General features: G+C 72.8%; 19 protein-coding genes. 10 read left to right on the forward strand and 9 right to left on the reverse strand.

Going from position 1 to position 21,620, the window contains the following annotated elements; genetic code table 11:
• Positions 1 to 6: 6 nt before the first annotated feature.
• Positions 7 to 480 (reverse strand): hypothetical protein, encoded by a 474-nt coding sequence (locus OG852_RS26645; RefSeq protein WP_166663521.1) that lies wholly within the window; start codon positions 478 to 480, stop codon positions 7 to 9.
• 161 nt (positions 481 to 641) lie between these two features.
• On the opposite strand from OG852_RS26645, the gene OG852_RS26650 reads away from it, so the two are divergent.
• Complete coding sequence (locus OG852_RS26650; RefSeq protein ID WP_133912057.1) at positions 642 to 1,154, forward strand: EF-hand domain-containing protein; 513 nt, start codon at positions 642 to 644, stop codon at positions 1,152 to 1,154.
• Here the strand turns inward: OG852_RS26650 and OG852_RS26655 are convergent.
• The gene (locus tag OG852_RS26655) at positions 1,133 to 2,644 is read right to left on the reverse strand and encodes a class I adenylate-forming enzyme family protein (protein ID WP_133912058.1); all 1,512 of its coding nucleotides are present in this window, start codon (positions 2,642 to 2,644) and stop codon (positions 1,133 to 1,135) included. The genes OG852_RS26650 and OG852_RS26655 overlap by 22 nt on opposite strands.
• A gap of 87 nt (positions 2,645 to 2,731) precedes the next feature.
• Here OG852_RS26655 and OG852_RS26660 point away from each other — a divergent pair, with 87 nt between their 5' ends.
• The 4 genes from OG852_RS26660 to OG852_RS26675 all read left to right on the forward strand — a co-directional run bounded on the left by OG852_RS26660 (position 2,732) and on the right by OG852_RS26675 (position 7,128).
• Positions 2,732 to 3,928, forward strand: a complete 1,197-nt coding sequence (locus OG852_RS26660) for an amidohydrolase family protein (RefSeq protein WP_133912059.1) — start codon at positions 2,732 to 2,734, stop codon at positions 3,926 to 3,928.
• Complete coding sequence (locus tag OG852_RS26665) at positions 3,928 to 5,058, forward strand: acyl-CoA dehydrogenase family protein (RefSeq protein ID WP_133912383.1); 1,131 nt, start codon at positions 3,928 to 3,930, stop codon at positions 5,056 to 5,058. Before OG852_RS26660 ends, OG852_RS26665 begins: the two co-directional genes overlap by 1 nt.
• 47 nt (positions 5,059 to 5,105) lie before the next feature.
• Positions 5,106 to 6,005: an acyl-CoA dehydrogenase family protein gene (locus tag OG852_RS26670; RefSeq protein ID WP_330349163.1), complete on the forward strand. Its 900-nt coding sequence runs from the start codon at positions 5,106 to 5,108 to the stop codon at positions 6,003 to 6,005.
• A gap of 550 nt (positions 6,006 to 6,555) precedes the next feature.
• Positions 6,556 to 7,128, forward strand: a complete 573-nt coding sequence (locus OG852_RS26675) for an ATP-binding protein (RefSeq protein WP_330351498.1) — start codon at positions 6,556 to 6,558, stop codon at positions 7,126 to 7,128.
• A gap of 371 nt (positions 7,129 to 7,499) precedes the next feature.
• On the opposite strand, the gene OG852_RS26680 is transcribed toward OG852_RS26675, so the two are convergent.
• On the reverse strand, positions 7,500 to 8,426 hold the full coding sequence (locus tag OG852_RS26680; protein ID WP_330349164.1) for a cyclase family protein: 927 nt from the start codon (positions 8,424 to 8,426) through the stop codon (positions 7,500 to 7,502).
• 120 nt (positions 8,427 to 8,546) lie between these two features.
• Here OG852_RS26680 and OG852_RS26685 point away from each other — a divergent pair, with 120 nt between their 5' ends.
• The 3 genes from OG852_RS26685 (at position 8,547) to OG852_RS26695 (ending at position 11,765) form a co-directional block, all read left to right on the forward strand.
• Positions 8,547 to 9,461, forward strand: coding sequence for an SDR family oxidoreductase (locus OG852_RS26685; protein WP_133912063.1), 915 nt, complete (start codon positions 8,547 to 8,549; stop codon positions 9,459 to 9,461).
• 100 nt (positions 9,462 to 9,561) lie between these two features.
• The gene (locus tag OG852_RS26690) at positions 9,562 to 10,716 is read left to right on the forward strand and encodes an acyl-CoA dehydrogenase family protein (protein ID WP_330349165.1); all 1,155 of its coding nucleotides are present in this window, start codon (positions 9,562 to 9,564) and stop codon (positions 10,714 to 10,716) included.
• Entirely contained in the window at positions 10,716 to 11,765 is a 1,050-nt protein-coding gene (locus OG852_RS26695) for a Zn-dependent alcohol dehydrogenase (protein WP_133912065.1), read from the forward strand. Before OG852_RS26690 ends, OG852_RS26695 begins: the two co-directional genes overlap by 1 nt.
• On the opposite strand, the gene OG852_RS26700 is transcribed toward OG852_RS26695, so the two are convergent.
• The 3 genes from OG852_RS26700 to OG852_RS26710 form a co-directional block, all read right to left on the reverse strand.
• Complete coding sequence (locus OG852_RS26700; protein WP_133912066.1) at positions 11,762 to 12,040, reverse strand: hypothetical protein; 279 nt, start codon at positions 12,038 to 12,040, stop codon at positions 11,762 to 11,764. The genes OG852_RS26695 and OG852_RS26700 overlap by 4 nt on opposite strands.
• A 90-nt stretch (positions 12,041 to 12,130) precedes the next feature.
• A complete protein-coding gene (locus tag OG852_RS26705) occupies positions 12,131 to 14,083 on the reverse strand; it encodes a sensor histidine kinase (protein ID WP_330349166.1) in 1,953 nt (650 codons plus the stop codon).
• A gap of 133 nt (positions 14,084 to 14,216) precedes the next feature.
• The gene (locus OG852_RS26710) at positions 14,217 to 15,260 is read right to left on the reverse strand and encodes a GlxA family transcriptional regulator (protein ID WP_330349167.1); all 1,044 of its coding nucleotides are present in this window, start codon (positions 15,258 to 15,260) and stop codon (positions 14,217 to 14,219) included.
• A gap of 71 nt (positions 15,261 to 15,331) precedes the next feature.
• On the opposite strand from OG852_RS26710, the gene OG852_RS26715 reads away from it, so the two are divergent.
• Positions 15,332 to 16,663, forward strand: a complete 1,332-nt coding sequence (locus OG852_RS26715) for an MFS transporter (protein ID WP_330349168.1) — start codon at positions 15,332 to 15,334, stop codon at positions 16,661 to 16,663.
• Positions 16,664 to 16,878: 215 nt separating this feature from the next.
• On the opposite strand, the gene OG852_RS26720 is transcribed toward OG852_RS26715, so the two are convergent.
• Positions 16,879 to 17,472 (reverse strand): flavin reductase family protein, encoded by a 594-nt coding sequence (locus OG852_RS26720; RefSeq protein WP_133912385.1) that lies wholly within the window; start codon positions 17,470 to 17,472, stop codon positions 16,879 to 16,881.
• 106 nt (positions 17,473 to 17,578) lie between these two features.
• Between OG852_RS26720 and OG852_RS26725 the strand changes: the two genes are divergently transcribed.
• Positions 17,579 to 18,469 (forward strand): hypothetical protein, encoded by an 891-nt coding sequence (locus tag OG852_RS26725; protein ID WP_330349169.1) that lies wholly within the window; start codon positions 17,579 to 17,581, stop codon positions 18,467 to 18,469.
• Positions 18,470 to 18,484: 15 nt separating this feature from the next.
• Here the strand turns inward: OG852_RS26725 and OG852_RS26730 are convergent, their stop codons facing one another.
• Both OG852_RS26730 and OG852_RS26735 read right to left on the reverse strand, forming a co-directional pair.
• On the reverse strand, positions 18,485 to 19,342 hold the full coding sequence (locus OG852_RS26730) for an enoyl-CoA hydratase/isomerase family protein (protein ID WP_133912071.1): 858 nt from the start codon (positions 19,340 to 19,342) through the stop codon (positions 18,485 to 18,487).
• Position 19,343: 1 nt separating this feature from the next.
• On the reverse strand, positions 19,344 to 21,569 hold the full coding sequence (locus OG852_RS26735) for an acetate--CoA ligase family protein (protein WP_133912072.1): 2,226 nt from the start codon (positions 21,567 to 21,569) through the stop codon (positions 19,344 to 19,346).
• Between the last annotated feature and the right edge of the window lie 51 nt (positions 21,570 to 21,620).

Here is a 21,620-nt window from a genome sequence, read left to right on the forward strand (position 1 = left end):
CCGGGCTCAGGTCAGTCCGAGCGTGCCCTTGGCGGTGGTCACGAAGTCCTTGATCAGTTCCCGGGTGATGTCCCGGCACCGGTCGAAGTCCTCAGGGTCCGCCGCCTTGTGCACCCGGTCGATCTGCAGGAGCACCTCCCAGGCCCGCTGCACGAGCGTCTCGTCCGGCGACAGCATCTGCACCCGGAACAGCGCCTCCTGGGCGACGGAGCGCAGCTCGTAGCCCGCCATGCGGTTCTCCGTGACCTCCTCGGGGGAGCCGCCCTCGTGCTCACGGAACCAGCGGTGCACCAGCGCGCGCCGGTAGTTCACGAGTGCCCCGGCGTACGAGCCGTAGGCGTCCATGCGTTCCTGGCGCAGCCTCTCGTCGCGGGTGAACCGCTCGGTGCGCTCCACCGCCCGCACCTGGAACCGATGGGTGAGACCCGCGCCCAGCAGGGTCCCCAGCACCGCTATGACACTCGCCGCCACTGCTTCCACACCGGACAGTCGATCACATCCTCGGTCTGCCACAAGGGTGTCCCGAAATTCCCCCGGTCCGGGCACAGACCCCGCTTCCGCACCGCCCCGGCACCTTCGGCGTCGTACGCTCCCTGGCGGAAGCACCCCGACATCAGGACGTACGGCGGCCCGGAGGACACATGGTCAGCAGCGAGTACGAACGCAGGATCGCCGACCGGTTCGCCACCTTCGACCAGGACGGCAACGGCTACATCGACCGCGAGGACTTCGGCGCGGCCGCCAAGGCCCTGCTCGCCGAGTTCGGCACCGCGGCCCGCTCCGACAGGGGCCAGGCGCTGTACGCGGGCGCGGAGGCCTTCTGGCAGGGCATGGCGGGCATCGCGGACCGGGACGGCGACCAGCGCATCACCCGGGACGAGTTCGTCGGCGGCGCGGTCAAGCGCCTGCACGACAACCCCGGCCGCTTCGCCGAGATCGCCCGCCCCTTCCTGCACGCCGCCCTGGACATCGCCGACGCCGACGGCGACGGCCTGGTCACGGTCGAGGACACCGCGCGCGTGCTGCGCGTCCTGGGCGTCCCCGAGGACCTCGCCCGCACGGTCGCCGCCGGCCTCGACACCGACACCGACGGCCGGATCGGCGAGCCGGACGTCGTCCCCGCGTTCGCGCGCTACTTCACCGTCTCCGAGTAGCGCTCGCGCAGCCGGTACTTGAGGACCTTGCGGAGCGTGTCGTTGCGCGGCAGGGCGTCCACCACCTCCAGCTGCTCCGGCAGCTTGTGCACGGACAGTCCCGCCGCGCGCAGATACGACGTCAGCTCCTCGAGCGTGGGATCCTGCGCGCCCGCCGCCCGCTCCACCACCGCGCACACCCGCTCCCCGCGCTCGGTGTCCGGCAGCCCGATCACCGCCACGTCCCCGACGTCCGGGCGGGCGGCCAGCAGGTCCTCGATCTCCTTGGCGGAGATGTTCTCGCCCTTGCGGATGATGACGTCCTTCAGCCGCCCGGTGAGCACCAGATGCCCGCTCGCGGTGACCCGCCCGAGGTCACCGGTGCGCAGGAAGCCGTCCTCGTCGAAGGCCTCCGCGGTCTGCGCCGGGTCCAGATAGCCCCGGCACACGGCCTCCCCGCGCAGCCGCACCTCCCCGCCCTCCGCGATCCGTATCTCCATGCCCTCCGGCGGCCGGCCCTCGGTCGTCGCGAGGTTCTCCACGGTGTCGTCCGGCGACCCCATGGTGATCATCGGTACCTCGGTCATGCCGTAGCCGTGCGTGAGCTGCACGCCCATCTCCCGGACGACCGCGTGGTACACCTCGGGCGGCTTCGGCGCCCCGCCCCCGGCGAGCAGCCGCAGCGAGGGGATCACCGGGACGCCCGGCTGCTTGCGCTGCTCGGCCAGGAACATCGAGTAGAACGCCGTCGACCCGCCCGCCACCGTCACCCCGTGCCGGCGGTACTCGTCGAGCGCGTCCGGCAGCGCGAACTGCTCGAACATCACCGCGGGGAAGCCGTACAGCAGGAGCATGACCGTGTAGTCGGGCCCGGCGATGTGCGCGTACGGGAAGGCCATCGAGCCCACGTCGTCGGAGGTCAGCCGCAGCGCGTGCGCGAGACAGGAGCCGCCCGCGATGAGGGAGCGGTCGGTGTGCAGGACGCCCTTGGGGTCGGAGGTCGTGCCGGAGGTCCAGTAGATCCAGCGGACCGCGGTGCCGTCGGTGGGCGGCGGGGGCAGTATCGCCGGATCGCCCTCGGGCAGGTCGTCGTAGGCGTCGAACACGCCTTTCGCACCGAGCCGCAGTGCCATCTCGCCGTGGTCGAAACCGCGCCAGACGCCCGGTACGGCGAAGAACTCCGCCCGTGACTCCCTGAGCGCGAAGCCGACCTCGCGGTCCCGGTAGAACGGGATGACGGGGCTCTGCACGGCACCCAGGCGGGCCAGCGCGAAGGACAGCACCGCCGTCTCGATCCGGGTGGGCAGCTGCCAGGCGACGACCGTGCCGGGGCGCACCCCCATGCCGTACAGCCCGGCCGCCGTCCGTTCGGCACGCGCGCGTAGCCCGTCGAACGTCAGCGCGCGGTCGCCCTGCAGCAGGACGGGCCGGTCGGGGGTGAGGTCGGCGCGCCGGGCGACCAGGTCCCACAGGGTGCGGGAGGAACTCAGGGAGTGCGGGGTGTCGTTCATGGCTGCCCCCAGCTTGGCTGACGACTCGTCAGGTGCCATGCTATCTGACGGGTCATCAGATAAGTACCGTCCGGCGGAGGGGAACCCATGGCCACCGAACTGCCCCGCATCATCAGCGTCGACGACCATGTGATCGAACCCGCGCACCTCTTCGCGACCTGGCTGCCGCAGAAGTACCGCGACCGCGGGCCGCAGCCCCTCACCGCCGGGATCGGCGAGCTGGCCTACGTCGCCGGGAAGTACCAGATCACCATGGACCCCGACGGCCAGCCCACCGACTGGTGGATCTACGAGGACCTGAAGTTCCCGTACAAGCGCAACATCGCCGCCGTCGGCTTCGACCGGGACGAGATGACCCTGGAGGGCATCACCCGCGAGGAGATGCGGCGCGGCTGCTGGGACCCGAAGGCCCGGCTCGAGGACATGGACCTCAACCACGTCGAGGCCTCCCTGTGCTTCCCGTCCTTCCCGCGCTTCTGCGGACAGACCTTCGCCGAGGCGCACGACAAGGAGGTCGCGCACGCGTGCGTGCGTGCCTACAACGACTGGATGGTCGAGGAGTGGTGCGGCGACAGCGGCGGCCGCCTCATCCCGCTCTGCCTGATCCCGCTGTGGGACATCGACCTGGCCGTCGCCGAGATCCGGCGCAACGCCGCCCGCGGGGTGCGCGCGGTCACCTTCTCCGAGATCCCCACCCACCTCGGGCTGCCGTCCATCCACTCCGGCCACTGGGACCCGTTCTTCGCCGTGTGCGAGGAGACCGGGACGGTCGTCAACATGCACATCGGCTCGTCCTCGCAGATGCCGGCCGCGTCCCCGGACGCGCCCCCCGCCGTCCAGGCGTCCCTGTCGTTCAACAACGCGATGGCCTCGATGATGGACTACCTGTTCAGCGGGGTCCTGGTGAAGTTCCCGACGCTCAAACTGGCCTACTCCGAGGGCCAGATGGGCTGGATCCCGTACGCCCTGGAGCGCGCCGACGACGTCTGGGAGGAGCACCGGGCCTGGGGCGGGGTGCGCGACCTGATCCCCGAACCGCCCTCGAATTACTACTACCGGCAGATGTACTGCTGCTTCTTCCGCGACAAGCACGGGGTGGCCTCCCTGGATGTCGTCGGCCGCGACAACGCCACCTTCGAGACCGACTACCCCCACGTCGACTCGACCTTCCCGCACACCAGGGAGGTCGCCCTCGACCACGTTCAGGGCCTCGACGACGAGACGGTCTACAAGCTGATGCGGGGCAACGCGATCCGCATGCTCGACCTGGACTTCGACAAGTGATGGACCTGTCCTACTCGCCCGAGGAGGAGGACTTCCGCGCCCGGCTGCGGGACTGGCTCGGCAAGGCGCTGCCCGCCCTCCCGCCGAAGCCGTCCCCCGACGACTGGCCGGGCCGCCGCGCCTGGGACCTCGGGTGGCAGCGCATGCTGTACGACGCCGGGTACGCGCACGTGCACTGGGACGCCGAGCCGACGACCCGGCTGATCTTCCTGGAGGAGACGGAGAAGGCCGGCGCGCCCTATGTGGGCGCCAACTTCGTCGGACTGCTGCACGCGGGGCCGACGATCGCCGCCGAGGGCACGGACGCCCAGCGCGCGCGCTGGCTGGAGCCGATCCTGCGCGGCGAGGAGGTCTGGTGCCAGGGCTTCAGCGAACCCGACGCCGGCTCCGACCTCGCGGCGCTGCGCACCCGCGCGTGGCGCGACGGGGACGACTACGTGGTGAGCGGGTCCAAGATCTGGACCTCGCACGCCGAAGTCGCCGACTGGTGCGAACTGTTGGTGCGGACCGATCCCACGGCGGCGAAACACCGGGGCATCACCTGGCTGGCCATGCCCATGGACGCCCCCGGGATCACCGTACGGCCGCTGCGGACGCTCGCCGGGTCCGCCGAGTTCGCCGAGGTGTTCCTCGACGAGGTACGGGTGCCGGCGGCCCACCGCGTCGGCGAGGAGAACGACGGCTGGCGGGTCACCATGGTCACGCTGTCCTTCGAGCGCGGCACCGCGTTCGTCGGCGAGGTCGTCGCCTGCCGGCGCGTCCTCGGCGAACTGGCCCGCGCGGCCCATGCCGACGGCCGCTGGGACGACCCCGTCCTGCGGCGCCGGCTGGCCCTGCTGGAGGCCGAGTTCCGGGCGCTGTGGCGGCTGACGCAGTGGAACGTGAGCGAGGCCTCGGCCGGCGGGGTGCCCGGCGTCGGGGGTTCGATCTTCAAACTGAGGTATTCGCACGCCCGTCAGGAGCTGTACGACACCGCCGCCGACGTCCTGGGCGACGCGGCCCTCGACCTCGACCGGCCCTGGGTGCTCGACCGGCTCTCCTCGCTGTCGTACACCATCGCGGCCGGCACCTCCCAGATCCAGCGCACCATCGTGGCGGAACGGATCCTCGGGCTGCCGAAGGGGCGGTGAGCGGTGAGCTTCTGCTTGCGCGGCCGAAAGGGTGGTGAGACGTCCCCGTGCGTTTTCGACTGACGGACGACCAGCGGGCGTTGCGGCAAGGGGTACGGGACCTGCTCGCCCGGCGCTTCGACCGGGACGCGCTGCGGGCCGCCGTGGAGCGGCCCGGGCTCGACCGGGCGCTGTGGCGGGAGCTGGGCGCCGCCGGCTTCTTCGCGCTGCGGCTGCCGGAGGCGGCGGGCGGGGTCGGACTGGGCCTGCCGGAGGCCGTGTTGGCCTTCGAGGAGGCGGGCCGGGCCCTCCTGCCGGGCCCCCTGGCCGCCACCCACCTCGCGGCGGGCCGGGTGCCCGGGGCGGCCGAGGGGGAGACCGTGGTGACGGCCGTGGACCCCGGCGGGCTGGTGGAGTGGCTGGCGGAGGCGGACGTGGTGGAGGGGGACGCCACGGGTGCCGTGTCGCTGCGGTCGGTGGATCCGTTGACGCCGCTGCACCGGACGGCGGGCGGTTCCGGGCAGCCGGCGGCCGATCACGTCGCCGACCCCGTCGCGGTCCTCCTCACCGCCGCCGAGCAGCTCGGCACCGCCACGCGCGCGTGCGAGCTGGCCGTGCAACACGCGCGGGCGCGCGAACAGTTCGGGCAGCCGATCGGTGCCTTCCAGGCCGTCAAACATCTGTGCGCGGAGCTGCTGGTGCGGGTCGAGGTGGCCCGTGCGGCGGTCTACGCGGCCGCCGTCACCGCCGATCCGGGTGACATCGCCGCCGCCCGCCTCCTCGCGGACGAGGCCGCCGTACGCGGCGCGCGCGACTGTCTCCAGGTGCACGGCGGCATGGGGTTCACCTGGGAGGCGGACGTCCATCTGCTGCTGAAACGCGCCTGGGTGCGCACCCGGCGTGCGGGAGGTGGTACGGAGAGTGAGGAACTGCTCGCGCGGGAACTGCTGACCGCTGCGGGCCGGTAGCGCCGCTGCCTGCGCCGATGACATGAGCGTGGCTCGGACTGCCGTACGGGTGTCGCGGATTGTGGCAATCCGGGTTCACGGAGCGTTGATACCGGGTTGTGTCCGATGCGTGACCCGTCACGGCCCGGAGTCGACCGGCCCCTCCGGTACCTTCTGTGGGATGCGAGTGGTTCCGAGCACGAGCCATGCCGGTGGTGCCCCTGGGGCGGTGCCGAAACCGGCGGTGCATGCCGCTGCTCGCAGGGCGGACGGGCGTCAGGCCCCCGCCTGTTCGACTCCCTGGCGCGGGCGTCGCACAGTATGCCGCACGGGTACTCCTTCGCGCTGGAATATGCCCGAAGCGCTTGTTGAGGTGACTGTACGTCAACCAAGCTGTCTCGTAAGGGATTCACGTTCCGTCACGCTGCCTCTGGCCGTTGTTCTGGCCATGCAGAAAATGGCTACGATCGTGGCCCCCGTCGTCATGGTGCCCGCGCGACTCGCGTGGCTCGCGTGGCGCACGGCCATGTGTCCGCCGGTTCGGATGGTGTGAGCGGTGCAGGTGCTTCAAGTGCAACTGGAGATCCGGCCCGACCCCGCAGAGGTGGGGCGCGCCCGGAGGTGGGCCCGTTCGCGCCTTGCCGGGTGCGGCATAGGGGATGACGAACCGCTCGCCGAGACGTTGATCCTGCTCGTCTCCGAACTGGTCACCAACGCCGTGGTGCACACCGGCCGTCCGGCCGTGGTGCGGCTGTCGCTGCCGGGCGGCGGCCGCGGCGCCGCGGCCGGGGCGGCCACCGTCCGGCTGGAGGTGGCGGACACCAGCGACCGTGCCCCCGTGCCCCGCTGTGTGGGCGACGACGCCACCGGTGGCCGGGGCCTCGCCCTCGTCGACTGCCTCGCGGACCGCTGGGGCTGGAGCGTCGAGGGCGGCGGCAAGCGCATCTGGTGCGAACTCGACCGCTGTGAGCGGCCCGCAGAGGGCGCGGCGGACGGCGAGAGCAGGGGCGAGCGCGGAGCCCTGGCGGGCGGCCTGGAGGTCACGGCCTACCCGGAGCCCGTGTATCCGAAGCCTCCCGTGTACCCGAAGCCGCCGGTCCGTCCGCAGCCCGCGTACGAGGGACGCGCGTTCGAGGCGGTGTGAGTGCCGGGCGATCGGCCGACGGTCCGCGGTGCACGGGTGGAGAAAGCGCTGTCGCCCTGAGTCGGCGCGGTCTCGGTGCGCCGGGATGTGCTTCCGTGTGCGCCCGCTGCAAATAGGGCGTAAGTAACAAATCTCCTGCCAGGTGTTGACGTGACGTGTCCGTTTGATCACGCTTGTGGTCAGCGATTCGCCGCGAGGGGACGGCGAGGGCTTCGGTGACCGCGGCCCTTGTCGAGTGCGGATCGTGATTCGGCGTCGAGTCCCTCAGGGCCGGAGGGGGAGCCGGGGAGGGCACGCCGAGTCGGATGGCGGCGCGCGGTGCCGTGCTCGGGGCGGGCAGCGGCGCGCCGCCATCGGACCTCTTGAGGGACTCAGAGCACGGCCACGGGGGCCACCGGGGTTCCCGTCCCGCCGACGAACGGCTCCGGCATCGCCGACAGCAGGAACGCGTACCGGCCCTCTTCTCCACAGGCTGTGGACAACTCTTCGAGATTCCAGTTCTGGCCCTGCAGCATCCCCATCTCCATCAGATCGAGGGCGTGCACGGGCAGCCACAGGTCCTCGATCTCCGGCGGGAAGATCTCGAAGGTCATCGTGTCGTTGGCGACGGCCGCCACATCGCGCGCGTGGAACCACTCGGGCGTGCGCACCGACAGCCCCGGCGACGGGAACGCGTACGCGTGCTTGTCGCCGGACAGATAGAGCCGGACCTGCCCGGTCCGTACGAGCACGATGTCGCCGGCCCGCACGCGCGTGCCCGCCAGTTCCTCCGCCGCCTCCAGGTCCTCCGGGGTGACCGGGTGTCCGCCCTCCAGCCGGTCGACGCCACGCGCGCGTGCCACGTCCAGCAGCACCCCGCGCGAGACGAGGTGCCGCACCTTGTCGATCCCGCTGAACTCGGCACCCGCGTGCGCGGTGATGCCGGACGCCGGGCGGCCGTTGTAGATCTTGCCCGAGTGCGAGACATGGGTCAGCGCGTCCCAGTGGGTGGCCGCCTGCAGGCCCATCGTCACGGCGTCGTCGCTGCACGCGACCGTGCCGGGCCCGAAGATCTCCTGGTTGATCTGCACCATGGTGTGCATCGGGTTGACCCGCCCCGGGATCATCCCGGTCTGCACCCCGTCCTCGCGCAGGGGGAGGGCCAGCGGCACCCGGCGCCCCGAGCGGATCTCGGCGGCCGCGCCGCGCACCACCTCGTCGGTGATCAGGTTGAGCGTGCCGATCTCGTCGGCCGCCCCCCAGCGCCCCCAGTTGTTGACGCGCTTGGCGATGTCGTGGAACTCCTCCGGCAGTGCCATCCGGTGCCTCCCCGGGGCTTGTCCTCGCCCGTCCGGCGGGACATAAAATCTAACGGACCGTCAGATACGTTCTTCTGAAGCATCTAACCGTCCGTCGGAAAACGCGGGAAGGGGCCGGGCGTGGGGAACTTCTTGACCGGCAAGGTCGTCGCCGTCACAGGAGCGGGGCGGGGCATCGGACGGGCGGTGGCGCTCGCGGCGGCGGCCGAGGGCGCCCTGGTCGTCGTCAACGACTACGGGGTGGGCGTGGACGGCGCGTCGCCCACGAGCGAGGTCGCCGAGGCCGTCGTCAAGGAGATCGAGGCGGCCGGCGGCCAGGCCGTCGCGGTCGCCGACGACATCTCCACGATGGCGGGCGGACAGCGGGTCGTGGACACCGCCCTGGAGGCGTACGGGCGGCTCGACGGGGTCGTCTGCGTGGCCGGGATCCTGCGGGAGCGGATGCTGTTCAACATGTCCGAGGAGGAGTGGGACCCGGTGGTCGCCACCCACCTCAAGGGCACCTTCACGGTCTTCCGGGCCGCCTCCGCCGTCATGCGCCGGCAGGGATCGGGCACGCTGATCGGCTTCACCAGCGGCAACCACCAGGGGTCCGTCTCGCAGGCCAACTACAGCGCGGCGAAGGGCGGGATCATCTCGCTGGTGCGGAGCGCCGCGCTGGGCCTGCACAAGTACGGCGTGACCGCCAACGCGGTCGCGCCGGTCGCACGGACGCGGATGTCGGCGGGCGTGCCGATGGAGCTGGCGGAGATCGGGGAGCCGGAGGATGTCGCCGCGATGGTGATTTTCCTCTTGTCGGACCGCTCGCGGGAGCTTGGGATAACCGGACAGGTCTACACCGTCGCCGGTGCGAAGATCGCTGTGTGGGCGCAGCCGCGGGAGCTGCGGGCCGCGTATGCCGAGGGGGGTTCCTGGACGCCGTCGCGGATCGCGGAGGCGCTGCCGGGGTCGGTGGGGGTGGATCCGATGCCGATGCTGGAGCGGCTGGAGGAGATGCGGCGGGCCGCGGCGGAGGGGGCGCGGCCCAACGGGTGAGTGTCGGTTCGATCGGCGGGTGCGGGTGCGTCGTGGCTGGTCGCGCAGTTCCCCGCGCCCCCTGAGGGGGTGACGGGTGACGTTTCTCGAGGAGGTGCACGTGGATTTCGGGTTTGATCCGGCCGACGACGACTTTCGTGCCGAAGCTCGTGCCTGGCTCGACGAGCATGTGCCGGGGGTTTCCGACCGGCGTGGATGGGAGCGCACACTCGGTGCCGACGGGTGGATCGGGCTCGGGTGGAGCGAGGGCGGGTTCGGCAATCGGACCGCGAGTCTCACCCAGCAGGTCGCCTGGGCCGAGGAGTACACCCGCTCGGGTGCCCCGCCCCGGTCGGGGCACATCGGGGAGAACCTGCTCGCGCCCACGCTCCTCGCCCATGGCACCCCGGAGCAGAGGTCCCGCTTCCTGCCGCCCGTCGCCGCCGGCGCCGAGCTCTGGTGCCAGGGGTACAGCGAGCCGGGCGCCGGCTCCGACCTCGCCGGAGTGCGGACGCGTGCGGAAGCCGACGAGGGCGGGCGGACGTACCGCGTCACCGGGCAGAAGATCTGGACCTCCCTGGCGCACGAGGCCGACTGGTGTTTCGTCCTCGCCCGTACCGATCCCGGCTCGTCCCGTCATCACGGGCTGTCGTTCCTCCTCGTGCCCATGGACCAGCCGGGCCGCATCGAGGTGCGGCCGATCCGGCAGCTCACCGGCACCAGCGAGTTCAACGAGGTCTTCTTCGACGGGGCACAGGCCCGTGCCGAGCATGTCGTCGGAGCCGCGGGCGACGGCTGGCGGGTCGCGATGAGCCTCCTCGGCTTCGAGCGCGGGGTGTCGACGCTCGCCCAGCAGATCGGGTTCGCGGAGGAACTCGGGCGCGTGGTGCGCACGGCGGTCGAGACGGGCGCGGCCGGCGATCCCCTCGTACGCGACCGGCTGGTGCGGCTGTGGGCGGAGCTGCGCACCATGCGGTGGAACGCGCTGCGGACCCTGGGCGGTTCGGGCGGACCGGGGGCGCCCAGTGTGGCCAAGCTGCTGTGGGCGGGCTGGCATCAGCGGCTCGGGGAGGCAGCGGTGCAGGTGCGGGGCGCTGCGGCGAGCGCGGGCCCGTCGGACTGGACGCCCGAGAAGCCGTACGAACTCGACGACGCACAGCACCTGTTCCTGTTCTCCCGGGCCGACACCATCTACGGCGGCTCGGACCAGATCCAGCGCACGATCATCGCCGAGCGCGTGCTCGGCCTGCCCAGAGAGCGCAAGGGGGTCGTCTGATGCGAGGTGTGCTGTTCGACGGGAAGCGGGCGGAGGTCGTCGACGATCTCGACGTACGCGATCCGGGGCCGGGCGAGGTGCTGGTGGCGATCTCGGCGGCCGGGCTGTGCCACAGCGATCTGTCGGTGGTCGACGGGACGATCCCCTTCCCGGCGCCGGTCGTCCTCGGCCATGAGGGAGCGGGGGTGGTGGAGGCGGTCGGGGCCGGCGTCGGTCATGTCGTCCCCGGTGACCATGTGGCCCTGTCCACCCTCGCGAGCTGCGGGACCTGCGCCGAGTGCGACCGGGGGCGGCCGACGATGTGCCGGCAGGCCATCGGGCGGCCCCAGAAGCCGTTCACGCGCGCGGGGCGGGCCGTCTACCAGTTCGCCTCCAACTCCGCCTTCGCCGAGCGGACGGTCGTCAAGGCCGTCCAGGCGGTGCGGATACCGAAGGACATACCGCTGACGTCCGCCGCGCTCATCGGATGCGGGGTGCTGACCGGGGTGGGCGCCGTGCTCAACCGCGCGCGGGTCGGGTACGGCGAGAGTGTCGTCGTCATCGGGACGGGCGGTGTCGGGCTCAACGTCCTCCAGGGCGCGCGGATCGCGGGGGCGCTGCGGATCGTCGCCGTGGACGCCAACCCGGCGAAGGAGACGGTGGCCCGGCGGTTCGGGGCCACCGACTTCCTGACCTCCACGGACGGCGTGCGGGACGTGCTGCCGACCGGCGCGGACCATGTCTTCGAGTGCGTGGGGCGGGTGGAACTGATCCGGGCGGCCGTCGACCTGCTCGACCGGCACGGGCAGGCGGTCCTGCTGGGGGTGCCGCCGGCGACGGCGGAGGCGACCTTCCTGGTCTCCTCCCTCTTCCTGGACAAGTCCATCCTGGGCTGCCGCTACGGCGCCTCGCGCCCCCAGCGGGACATCGCCCTGTACGCCGGCCTGTACCGCGAGGGCCGGCTCCTCCTCGACGAACTCATCACCCAGACCTACCCGGTCGAGGACTTCGAGAAGGCGGCGGCGGACGCGGAGGCGGGACGGGTGGCGCGGGGGGTGCTCACCTTCTAGGAGTCGGCCGACCGGGCGGTCCGGCCGCGCGTGGTCACGGCGAGGGTCAGCAGCGCCTCGACCGTGGAGAAGGCGCCGAAGCGCAGGCTCCAGGCGCCGACGGAGGACTCCGCGACGTCGGCGAGCGCCGGCAGTTCGAGCAGCACGGCGCCGAGCGCGAATCCGACGACGGTTCCGACGACCACGGCCCAGGTCGGCGGTTCGTGGATGACGGTCACGACCACGCCCGCGAGGGCCACGACGGCGCAGAGCGCGACGACCAGCGTGAGATACATGCCCTCAGTGTTGCGGCGGACGACGGCCCTCCCATCGTCTTGCGGGACGAACCCCGTCTGTATCTCCGGATAGACGGGACCGGAGGGGTGTCATGCGTGCGGCGACCGGTCGAGGCCGTGCAGCAGTTCGCGCATGGCGGCGAGAGTCGAGCGGGCCTCGGCCGCGACCTCGTCAAGCCGTCCCGCGCGGGCGAGCTCCACGAGATGCGCCGTGCGGTGCAGGACGGCATCGCTCAGCCGCGCCGCGAGCAGCTGCCGTTCGGCCCCCGCGGACCGGTCGGCCTGCCACGCGGAACTGGCGAGCGCGAAGTCGTTCTGCGCGAGCACCCGCAGCCGGCGCCGGCGGACCAGCAGACCGGCGCCCCAGAGAACGGCGAAGACCGCGCACGCCGACAGGCTCGGCAACACGATCAGCACCGCCCAGTTGAGCCATGAGGGCACGGCCGCCGGCAGACCGCCGTCGGCAGCCGCCGTGGTGATCAGCACACAGGTGCTCACCACGCCCGTCGCCGTCACCCAGGGCCAGGTGCGCGGGCCGCGGTGGCTGTAGGCGCCCAGCGCGTTGACGGCGAGACCTTCGGCGATCAGGCCCACGACGAAGTAGGAGGACAGGTGCGCCAAGGGGGCCGAAGCGGCGGCCACGGGCCAGAGCAGGGAGCTCGCCAGGACGGCCGTCAGCGTGGCCCGGGGCGCGCGGCGCCGCCCCACCAGGGGAAGAGCGTGGAGGGCGAACAGAACGGAGACCAGGACGATTCCGGGGAGGGCCGCGTCCCTGGCTCCCCGGCTCCAGCCCTCGGTTCCGACCAGCACGAAGAAGACCGGCAGCACCGCCGCGGTGAACGCGAGCACGGGGTCGACGAGCAACTGTTCCCGCAGGACGTCCCGCTGCCGGCCGCGCTGTGCCTGAGCGCCACCGGTGTCGGGCAGCACCGCCTCGACCCGCCAGCCGCCCTCTGCCGTGGGACCGGCGTCGAGCTCGCCGCCGACCGCGGCCGCGCGCTGCCTCATGCCCCTGACGCCGTGCCCGGACCCCGGGATGGCGGACGCCTGCGCCGTCCGCGCTCCCGAGGGTCCGTTGGTCACCGACACCAGCAGCCGGCCCTCCTCGCGCCGTACGGCGACCCGGACGGCCGTGCCGGGGGCGTAGCGGACGGCGTTGGTGAGGGCCTCACGGACGATGCCGTGGACGGCCTCGCCCACCGCGCCGGTCAGGTCCGGGGGGAGCTCGGTGGCGATGGGGCGGCCCAGCCGGCCGAATCCCGCGACCAGTTCCTGGATGCGGCCGGTCATCGATTCGGCCTCGCGCGGCTCCGGGTCCCGCAGGAGCCCCACCAGCCGCAGCAGGGACGTCTGTGTCTCCAGGCCGGTGCGTTCCGCGAACTCCAGGGCCTCGGCCGTCAGCTCCGGCCGCGTGTCGCCGAGCCTGCGGGCCGCGTCCACGGTGACGACCACCGAGGTCAGGTGATGGGCGCTCACGTCGTGCAACTCACGGGCCAGGCGCTCCCGTTCGTTCTCCGCGGCGTGCCGTCTGCTCTCCTCGGCCCCCGCCAGAAGACGGGCCGCGGTCAGGCGCCGCGCGTGCCACTGGCGTCGCGCCTCCCCCAGCCCGGCGCAGAGCACGTACAGCAGGGCCGCGACCGCCCATTCCGCGAGGGGCACGGTGTGGAACCCGGACAGGGCGAAGGACAGCAGCCATTCGGCGGCGACGACCGCGGCGACGGCCCGCAGCGTCACGGGAAGCGGACAGCGGACCGCGACCGAGTACAGGGACACCGGAGCCCCCAGGGCGAAGTAGCCGTCCTCCCAGGCGACCAGCCCGACGGTCAGGGTGCCGATCGACCAGGCCAGGGAGGTCACCGGGGCCTGCCGCCGCCGGCCCAGGGCAGCCGTCTCCACCGCGAGCGCGCACCCGACCGCCACGGTCGCGACCGCTCCGCGCGGACCGCCGTCACGCCAGGGGCCCTCGGCCCCCAGCCAGGCGAGCTGCGCCGCCGCCAGCAGCGCGGGCAGCAACCACCGGCGGATCGTCTCTGTCTCAGGCATGACTCTGCTCGTACGTCGGTGAACCGGGAGGCGCCCCGGCGCGAAAGCATCTTGGCATGTCCCTGGAGCGGCGCCGGAACCACCGGCTCCGGCCGGGATCGGCCGGCGGGGTGGGACCCGGTGTGCCGGCCGTTCAGCTCGGGGTGCCGACGCCGCCGTGGCTCCGGTGCTCGCCGATGGGCGTTCCGCCGCCGGCGGTGCGGAAGGTGCGGCGGTACGCGGTCGGTGTGACCCCGAGGGCCGCCTGCAGGTGCTGTCGCATCGACTGGGCGGTGCCGAACCCGGCGTCCCGGGCGACCCGGTCGACGGACCGGTCGGTGGACTCCAGCAGATGGCGGGCGCGTTCGACGCGCTGCTGGGTGAGCCACTGGCCCGGGCTGACGCCGGTCTCCTCCCGGAAGCGGCGGGTGAACGACCGTACGGACATGGCCTCCCGCGCGGCCATGTCCCGCAGTTGGATCGGCTCGTGGAGCCGCCCGAGCGCCCAGGCGCGCGCGGCGGTCGTGCCGGTCTGCTGCGGATCGGGCACGGGCCGTTCGATGTACTGCGCCTGACCGCCGTCGCGGTGCGGCGGTACGACGGTGCGGCGGGCGACGTCGTTGGCGATCGCGGTGCCGTGGTCGCGGCGGACCATGTGCAGGCACAGGTCGATGCCGGCGGCGACCCCGGCGGAGGTGAGGACGTCGCCGTCGTCGATGAACAGGACGTCCGGGTCGACGTCGACCTGCGGGAAGAGCCGTTGCAGATGCTCGGCGTCGGCCCAGTGCGTGGTGGCGGGCCGCCCGTCGAGCAGGCCGGCGGCGGCGAGGACGTACACCCCGGTGCAGATGGAGGCGAGCCGGGTGCCGGGCCGGAGGTGGGCGAGCGCGGCGGCGAGTTCGTCGGTGAGCACACCCTCCTCGAAGACCGGGCCGAGCTCGTACGAGGCGGGGACGACGACGGTGTCGGCGGTGGCGAGGGTCTCCGGCCCGTGCTCCACCATGATCGCGAAGTCGGCGTCCGTCTCGACGGGGCCCGGCGGCCGGATCGAGCAGGTCAGGACCTCGTACAGAGGCCGCCCCGCGGCGTCCTTGGGGCGGCCGAAGATGCGGTGCGGGATGCCCAGCTCGAAGGGGAGGATGCCGTCCAGGGCGAGGACGACGACGCGGTGCGGGCGGAAGTCCGGGCCATCACTCATGGCCCGATCCTAGCGAACGCTGTCCTTCGGGCCAGTGGTGGCGGGGGGTGGGACAGCGGACCCTTAGTGACGTGACCCAGACAAGCGAGGCTCGCGCAGCCGTAGAGGACGAGAAGCCCACCTCCCGTACCCGCCCGCGGCGGAGCCGCATGATCACGCCGCACCGCGCCTGGTTCGTCGCCGCCGTCACCTTCGTCACGATCATCGGCGCGGCCGCCTTCCGCTCGCTGCCCGGTCTGCTCATCGACCCGCTGCACCAGGAGTTCGGCTGGTCACGCGGCACGATCGGCGCGGCCGTCTCGGTCAACCTCGCCCTGTACGGGCTCACCGCGCCCTTCGCCGCCGCGCTGATGGACCGTTTCGGCATCCGCCGGGTGGTCGCGGTCGCCCTGACCGTGATCGCGCTCGGCTCCGGCCTGACGGTGTGGATGACGGCGGCCTGGCAACTCCTGCTCTGCTGGGGACTGCTGGTCGGTCTGGGCTCCGGCTCGATGGCGCTGGCCTTCGCCGCGACGGTCACCAACCGCTGGTTCACCGAGCGCCGCGGCCTGGTCAGCGGCATCCTGACCGCCGCGTCCGCCTCCGGCCAGCTCATCTTCCTGCCGCTGCTGTCCTGGATGATCACCCGCTACGACTGGCGCCCCGCCGCGGTCACGGTGGCCCTGGCCGCCCTCGCCGTCGTCCCCTTCGTCTGGCTGCTGCTGCGCGACCACCCGGCGGACGTGGGGGCGAGCCCGTACGGGTCGAAGGAGTTCGTGCCGAAGCCGGCGCCCGTGCAGGGGGCCGCGAGCCGCACGATCAAGGTCCTGTTCTCCGCCATGCGCACCGGGCCCTTCTGGCTGCTCGCCGGCACCTTCGCGATCTGCGGCGCCTCCACGAACGGCCTGGTCCAGACCCACTTCGTGCCCGCCGCCCACGACCACGGCATGCCGGTCACGGCCGCGGCCTCGCTCCTCGCGGTCGTCGGTGTCTTCGACGTCGTCGGCACGATCGCCTCCGGCTGGTTCACCGACCGCTTCTCGCCGCGCCGCCTGCTGGCGGTCTACTACGCGCTGCGCGGGATCTCCCTCCTCTTCCTGCCCATGCTGCTGGCGCCGACCGTCCATCCGCCGATGATCTTCTTCATCGTCTTCTACGGCCTCGACTGGGTCGCCACCGTCCCGCCCACCCTCGCCCTGTGCCGCGAGCAGTACGGCGACGACAGCGCCATCGTCTTCGGCTGGGTCCTGGCCTCCCACCAGGTCGGCGCGGCCCTGGTCGCCTTCCTCGGCGGCGTCGCCCGCGACACCTTCGGCTCCTACGACGTCGTCTGGTACGCCTCGGGCGCCCTGTGCGCGGCGGCGGCCCTGATGGCCCTGGTCATCCGCCGACGGCCGACGGGGCCGGCCCTGGCGGCGGCCTGACGACGACGCCTCCCGGGCGGGCGGCCAGGCCGTGTCCGGCCTAGGCCGTGTCTGACAATTCCCGTCGTCGCCCGGAGGGCGGCCTGGCGGCGTCAGGTGCGTGCTCTCGGCGTGCCGGGCGTAGACCCTCGTACTGGGCGTACTAGGGTCTGCGCCCGGTGCGCCGAGAGTGCGTGCATGGCGTCGCGAGGCAGACGGGAATTGTCAGACACGGCCTAGGCGCGCGGCGGGAGGAACCGGCCCCTGTGGAACAGCAGGGGCTCTTCCCCGTCCCCGTCGGCGGTCGTCCCCAGGGCGCTCACCCGGCCCACGACGATGAGGTGGTCGCCTCCCGTGTGGACCGCGTGGACGGTGCAGTCGATCCACGCGAGCGTGCCGGTGAGGCGCGGGGAGCCCGTGGCCGGGGCCGCGTCATAGGGCACGCCCGTGAACTTGTCGGCGCCGCTCACCGCGAAGGCGCGGCACAGCGCGGCCTGGCGCGCGGCGAGGACGTTGACGCAGAAGGCGCCCGCGTGGGCGATGCGCGGCCAGGTCGTGGACGTACGGCCGACCATGAAGGCGACCAGGGGCGGGTCGAGGGAGAGGGAGGAGAAGGACTGGCAGGCGAAGCCGGCGGGGCCGTCCGGCGTCGTCGCCGTGACAACGGTCACGCCCGACGCGAAGTTCCCCAGCACCCGCCGGAACTCGCCCGGGTCCACCGGCGCCCGCTCGTCCTCGCGGACGCAGCGCAGTTCGGGACGGGGCAGCGGTTCGACCGGGCCCGCCCTCAAGTAACGGACGGCGGCGGCCGCCATCCCCGCGTGTCCCATCATGTCCTCATTGAAGCTGACGGCATGTCAGATAGGAAGGGGTGTGAGGGCCCCTGACGTGCACACGTACGCTGCCCCCATGGGGCGGGGTGGCATACGCGCGAGAATGGGCCTGAGGAAGACCGACGCCGAGGTGACCGCGGCGGTCGCCGCCGGCGCGGCGCAGCTTCCGGCGGCGTGGCTGCTCTGGTGGGTCACCCGCCTGTCCTGCGACCCGTACGGCCGTGACTACGGCGGTGGCCTCGCACTGGCCTGCGTGTTCCTGTTCGCGCCCCTGTACCTGCCGGTCCTGGGCCTGCTGCAGGCCTGGGCGCAGACCCTGCCCGCCGCCGCCCTCGCCGAGCTCACCCAGGGCCGGCTCCCGGGGCCGCGCCGGGTGCGGCACCTGGCCGCCGCCGTGCTCCTCGGCGTCGTATGGGCCGTACCGGCCGCCGTCTTCCGGGACCGGCCCTTCGTCACCACGGCCCTCGTCCTCGCGGCGCTCGCCGTCCTGCCGGTCCTCGCGATGGCGTACGCGCGCGGCCGGGCGTGGGGCGGCTGGGGCGTCTGGCTGGGGGCCGGCGTCGGGTCCGTCCTGCTGAGCGTGTGCGCCGTCCTGGCCGGGCTGCTCGCCGGAGCCACGGGCCTGATCGAGGAGTACGAGCCTCCCCGGCTGTCGGCCACCGGGGTCACCGGTGTCTGGCACGGCGCGAACGGGGCCGAGCTGCGGCTTCTGCGCGGAGGGCGGGCCGAGTTGACCGCGATGCCGGCGGAGGGCGGGCCCGGGGAGGGGGCGGTGGTGTGCGAGGGCACCGGGACCTGGGTCTTCGAGCGGGACACGTCCTCGAAGTGGGACAGCGTCGTCGTACGCCTCGAAGAGGGCGGCGGCACCGGCAGCACCTGCGGGGACGAGACCTCGTGGACCGTCGGCGGCACCGATCACGCACCCGAACTGTTCCGGTTCGTCGGGGATCCGGACGCCGGAGAGCTACGGATCCTGGAGTCGGCCGACCTGTGATGCGCGGCCCGCTCGTCACCGTCCCCTGAACGCGGCCGCCCGTCGCTCCACGAAGCTGGCCACCCCCTCCTGAGCGTCCGCCGTCGTCATGTTGATCTCCTGCGCGGTGGCCTCGGCGGCGAAGGCGGTGGCCCGGTCGGTGTCGAGGGAGGCGTTGACGAGCTGTTTGGTGAGGGCGAGGGCACGGGTGGGGCCGGCGGCCAGGCGGGCCGCCCACTCCCGGGCCGTCTTCTCCGACGCGCCGTCCGGGACCACCCGGTTGACCAGGCCGAGGCGTTCGGCGTCCGGCGCGGTGAGGGCGTCGCCGAAGAACATCAGCTCCTTGGCCCGCTGCGGGCCGATCAACCGGGGGAGGAGGTAGGCGCCCCCACCGTCGGGGACCAGGCCGCGGCGCACGAACACCTCGATGAACCGGGCCGATTCGGCGGCCAGGACCAGATCGCAGGCGAACGCGAGATGCGCGCCGAGGCCCGCCGCCGTGCCGTTCACCGCCGCTATCACCGGCTTCTCGCAGTCCAGGACGGCCGCGATCAGACGCTGGGCGCCGAGGCGGATCGTGCGGGCCACGTCGCCGGGGACGCGGTCGCCCGTCGCCGCTCCGCCCCGCAGATCCGCTCCCGCGCAGAACCCGCGCCCGGCGCCGGTGAGGACGACGGCCCGCACGGCGGGGTCGGCGGACGCCTCGGAAAAAATCTTTATCAGGTGTTCTCGCAGGTCAGGGGTGATGGCGTTGAGGGCGTCGGGGCGGTTGAGGGTGACGACCAGGACGTGATTGTCAGTGGTGTGCCGTACCCATGACTCAGCGGGAATCTCCGGCTTGCCGGTCGTTCCGGTCGTTCCGGTCGTTCCGGCCTCACGGGGGGAATCAGTCATGTCAGCGACACACCGCCAGCGCGTCCAACGCCACCGCGCCCTGGCCCCGGGGCAGCACCACCAGCGGGTTGATGTCGAGCTCGGCCAGGTCGGAGCCCAGCTCCAGGGCCATGCGCTGGACCCGCAGGACGACTTCGACGAGGGCGTCGACATCGGCCGGCGGGCGGCCCCGGACGCCGTCCAGCAGGGCCCGCCCCCGGAGTTCGGCGAGCATGTCCCTGGCCTGGTCCTCCCCGAAGGGGGGCACGCGTACGGCGGCGTCGCGCAGGACCTCCACCAGCACCCCGCCGAGACCGACCGTGACCGTCGGGCCGAACAGGTCGTCGTGGGTCATCCCGACCACCATCTCCACCCCCCGCTCGACCATCTGGCAGACCAGGACGCCGTCCAGCGAGACGCCCTCGTAGCGGGCGATGTCGGTGAGCTCGCGGTAGGCGTCGCGGACCTGGCTCGCCGAGGTGAGGCCGACCTTGACCAGACCCAGCTCGGTCTTGTGGGCGATCTGCGCGCCGGACGCCTTCATCACCACCGGGTAGCCGACCAGCCCCGCCGCCCGCACGGCCGCCGCCGCACTGGTCACCAACTGCTCGCGCGGGACCCGGATCCCGTACGCCCGAAGCAGCTGCTTCGCCGCGTGCTCGCTGAGCTGCTGGCCCGGGCGCATCAGCAGCTGCGCCTTGCGGAAGGACGGCGACGGGGTGCGCGGGGCCTGGTCGAAGGGCGAGCGGTAGTCGCTCACGAAGCGGTGGTGCTCCAGATGCGCCCGGACCGCCGTGATGCAGTTGCCGAGGGAGCGGAAGGTCGCCACCCGGGAGGAGCCCAGCAGCACCTCGCGGTAGGCCGGTTCGGTGCCCACCGGCGAGCCCCACACCACGCACACCAGCTTGTCCGTCTGCTCCGCCGCGTCCACCAGGTCCTGCACCAGACGATCGCTCAACGGGGGGAACGGGCCGGTGATCGGGCAGATCAGCACCCCCACCTCAGGGTCGTCGAGGATCGCGTCGATGATCTTCCGACCGCGCCAGTCCCCGACCGGATGCCCCCCGTTGTCGACCGGGTTGGCCACGTTCAGGTATTCGGGGATCCACTGGTGCAGCTCGGCCTGCTTGGCGGCCGACAGGGTGGGCAGCCGCAGCCCGGCCGCCGTCGCCAGGTCGGCAGCGTGGGCGCCGGTGCCGCCCGAGATGGAGTAGACGACCACCCCGTCCGCGCTCGGGCGGCGGGCCCGGGCGAGCAGGGCCGCCGTCTCCTGGAGCTCGTCCAGGCCGTCGACCCGGATCACCCCGTACTGCCGCATCGCCGCGTCCACCACCTCGTCCGCGCCGGTCAGCTTGCCGGTGTGGGAGGCGGCGGTGCGCGCGCCGGTCTCGGTGCGGCCCACCTTCACGGCCACCACGGGGACCCCGCGCCGCGCCGCCCGGTCGGCGGCGAGCAGGAAGGCACGGCCGTCCTTCAGGCCCTCCACGTAACAGGCGATGGCGCCGACCTCGGGCCGCTCGGCGAAGTACGACAGGAAGTCGGAGGTCTCCAGATCGGCCTCGTTGCCGGTCGGCGCCCAGTGCGAGAGCCGGATGCCCAGCTCCTGGAGCGCGAAGACCGGGCGGCCCTGGTGACCGGACTGGGTGATCAGCGCGATCGAGGGTCCGGTGAGGTCCTCGCGGAACCGCTCGAAGGCGTTGAGATTGGTGTTGGGGCCGAGCAGCCGGACGCCCGAGCGTTCCACGGCCGCCGCCAGCCGGGACTGCGCCGCGGCCCCCGCCTCGCCCGTCTCCGCGAAACCCGAGGCGAACACGACCGCGAAGCGCACCTTGGCCTCGGCCAGCTGCTCGATCACGGGCAGCGGATCGGCGACCAGGAGCACGGCCAGATCGACCTGCTCCGGCAGGTCGGCGACCGACGCCACGCAGGGGAGGCCGAAGACGGACGCGCGGGTGGGGTGCACGGGGTGCAGCCGCGCCCCCACCCGCTCGGCCCAGCCCACGAGTTGCCGGGTGACACCGGTGTTCGGGCGTCCCTCGGCGTCCGAGGCGCCGATGACCGCCACCGACTCGGGCCGGAAGAACCGGTCCAGATCGGGGACGGTCGCATACAACGGCCGGCCGCTGACGTCGAGGTCGTCGACGTCGGCGGGCCGGCCGTGGACGGCGGGCCCGGGCTGCTCGCCGCACGCGATGACCCGGGCCCGGCGGGAGTCGGTGGTGAGGGTGCCGTGGGTTGATCCAAGCATCGGTCCGCCCGCTCCTGTGTGACTGCCAAGTAACTGACGCACTGTCAGATT

It is taken from the genome of Streptomyces sp. NBC_00582 (assembly GCF_036345155.1).
Lineage (GTDB): Bacteria > Actinomycetota > Actinomycetes > Streptomycetales > Streptomycetaceae > Streptomyces.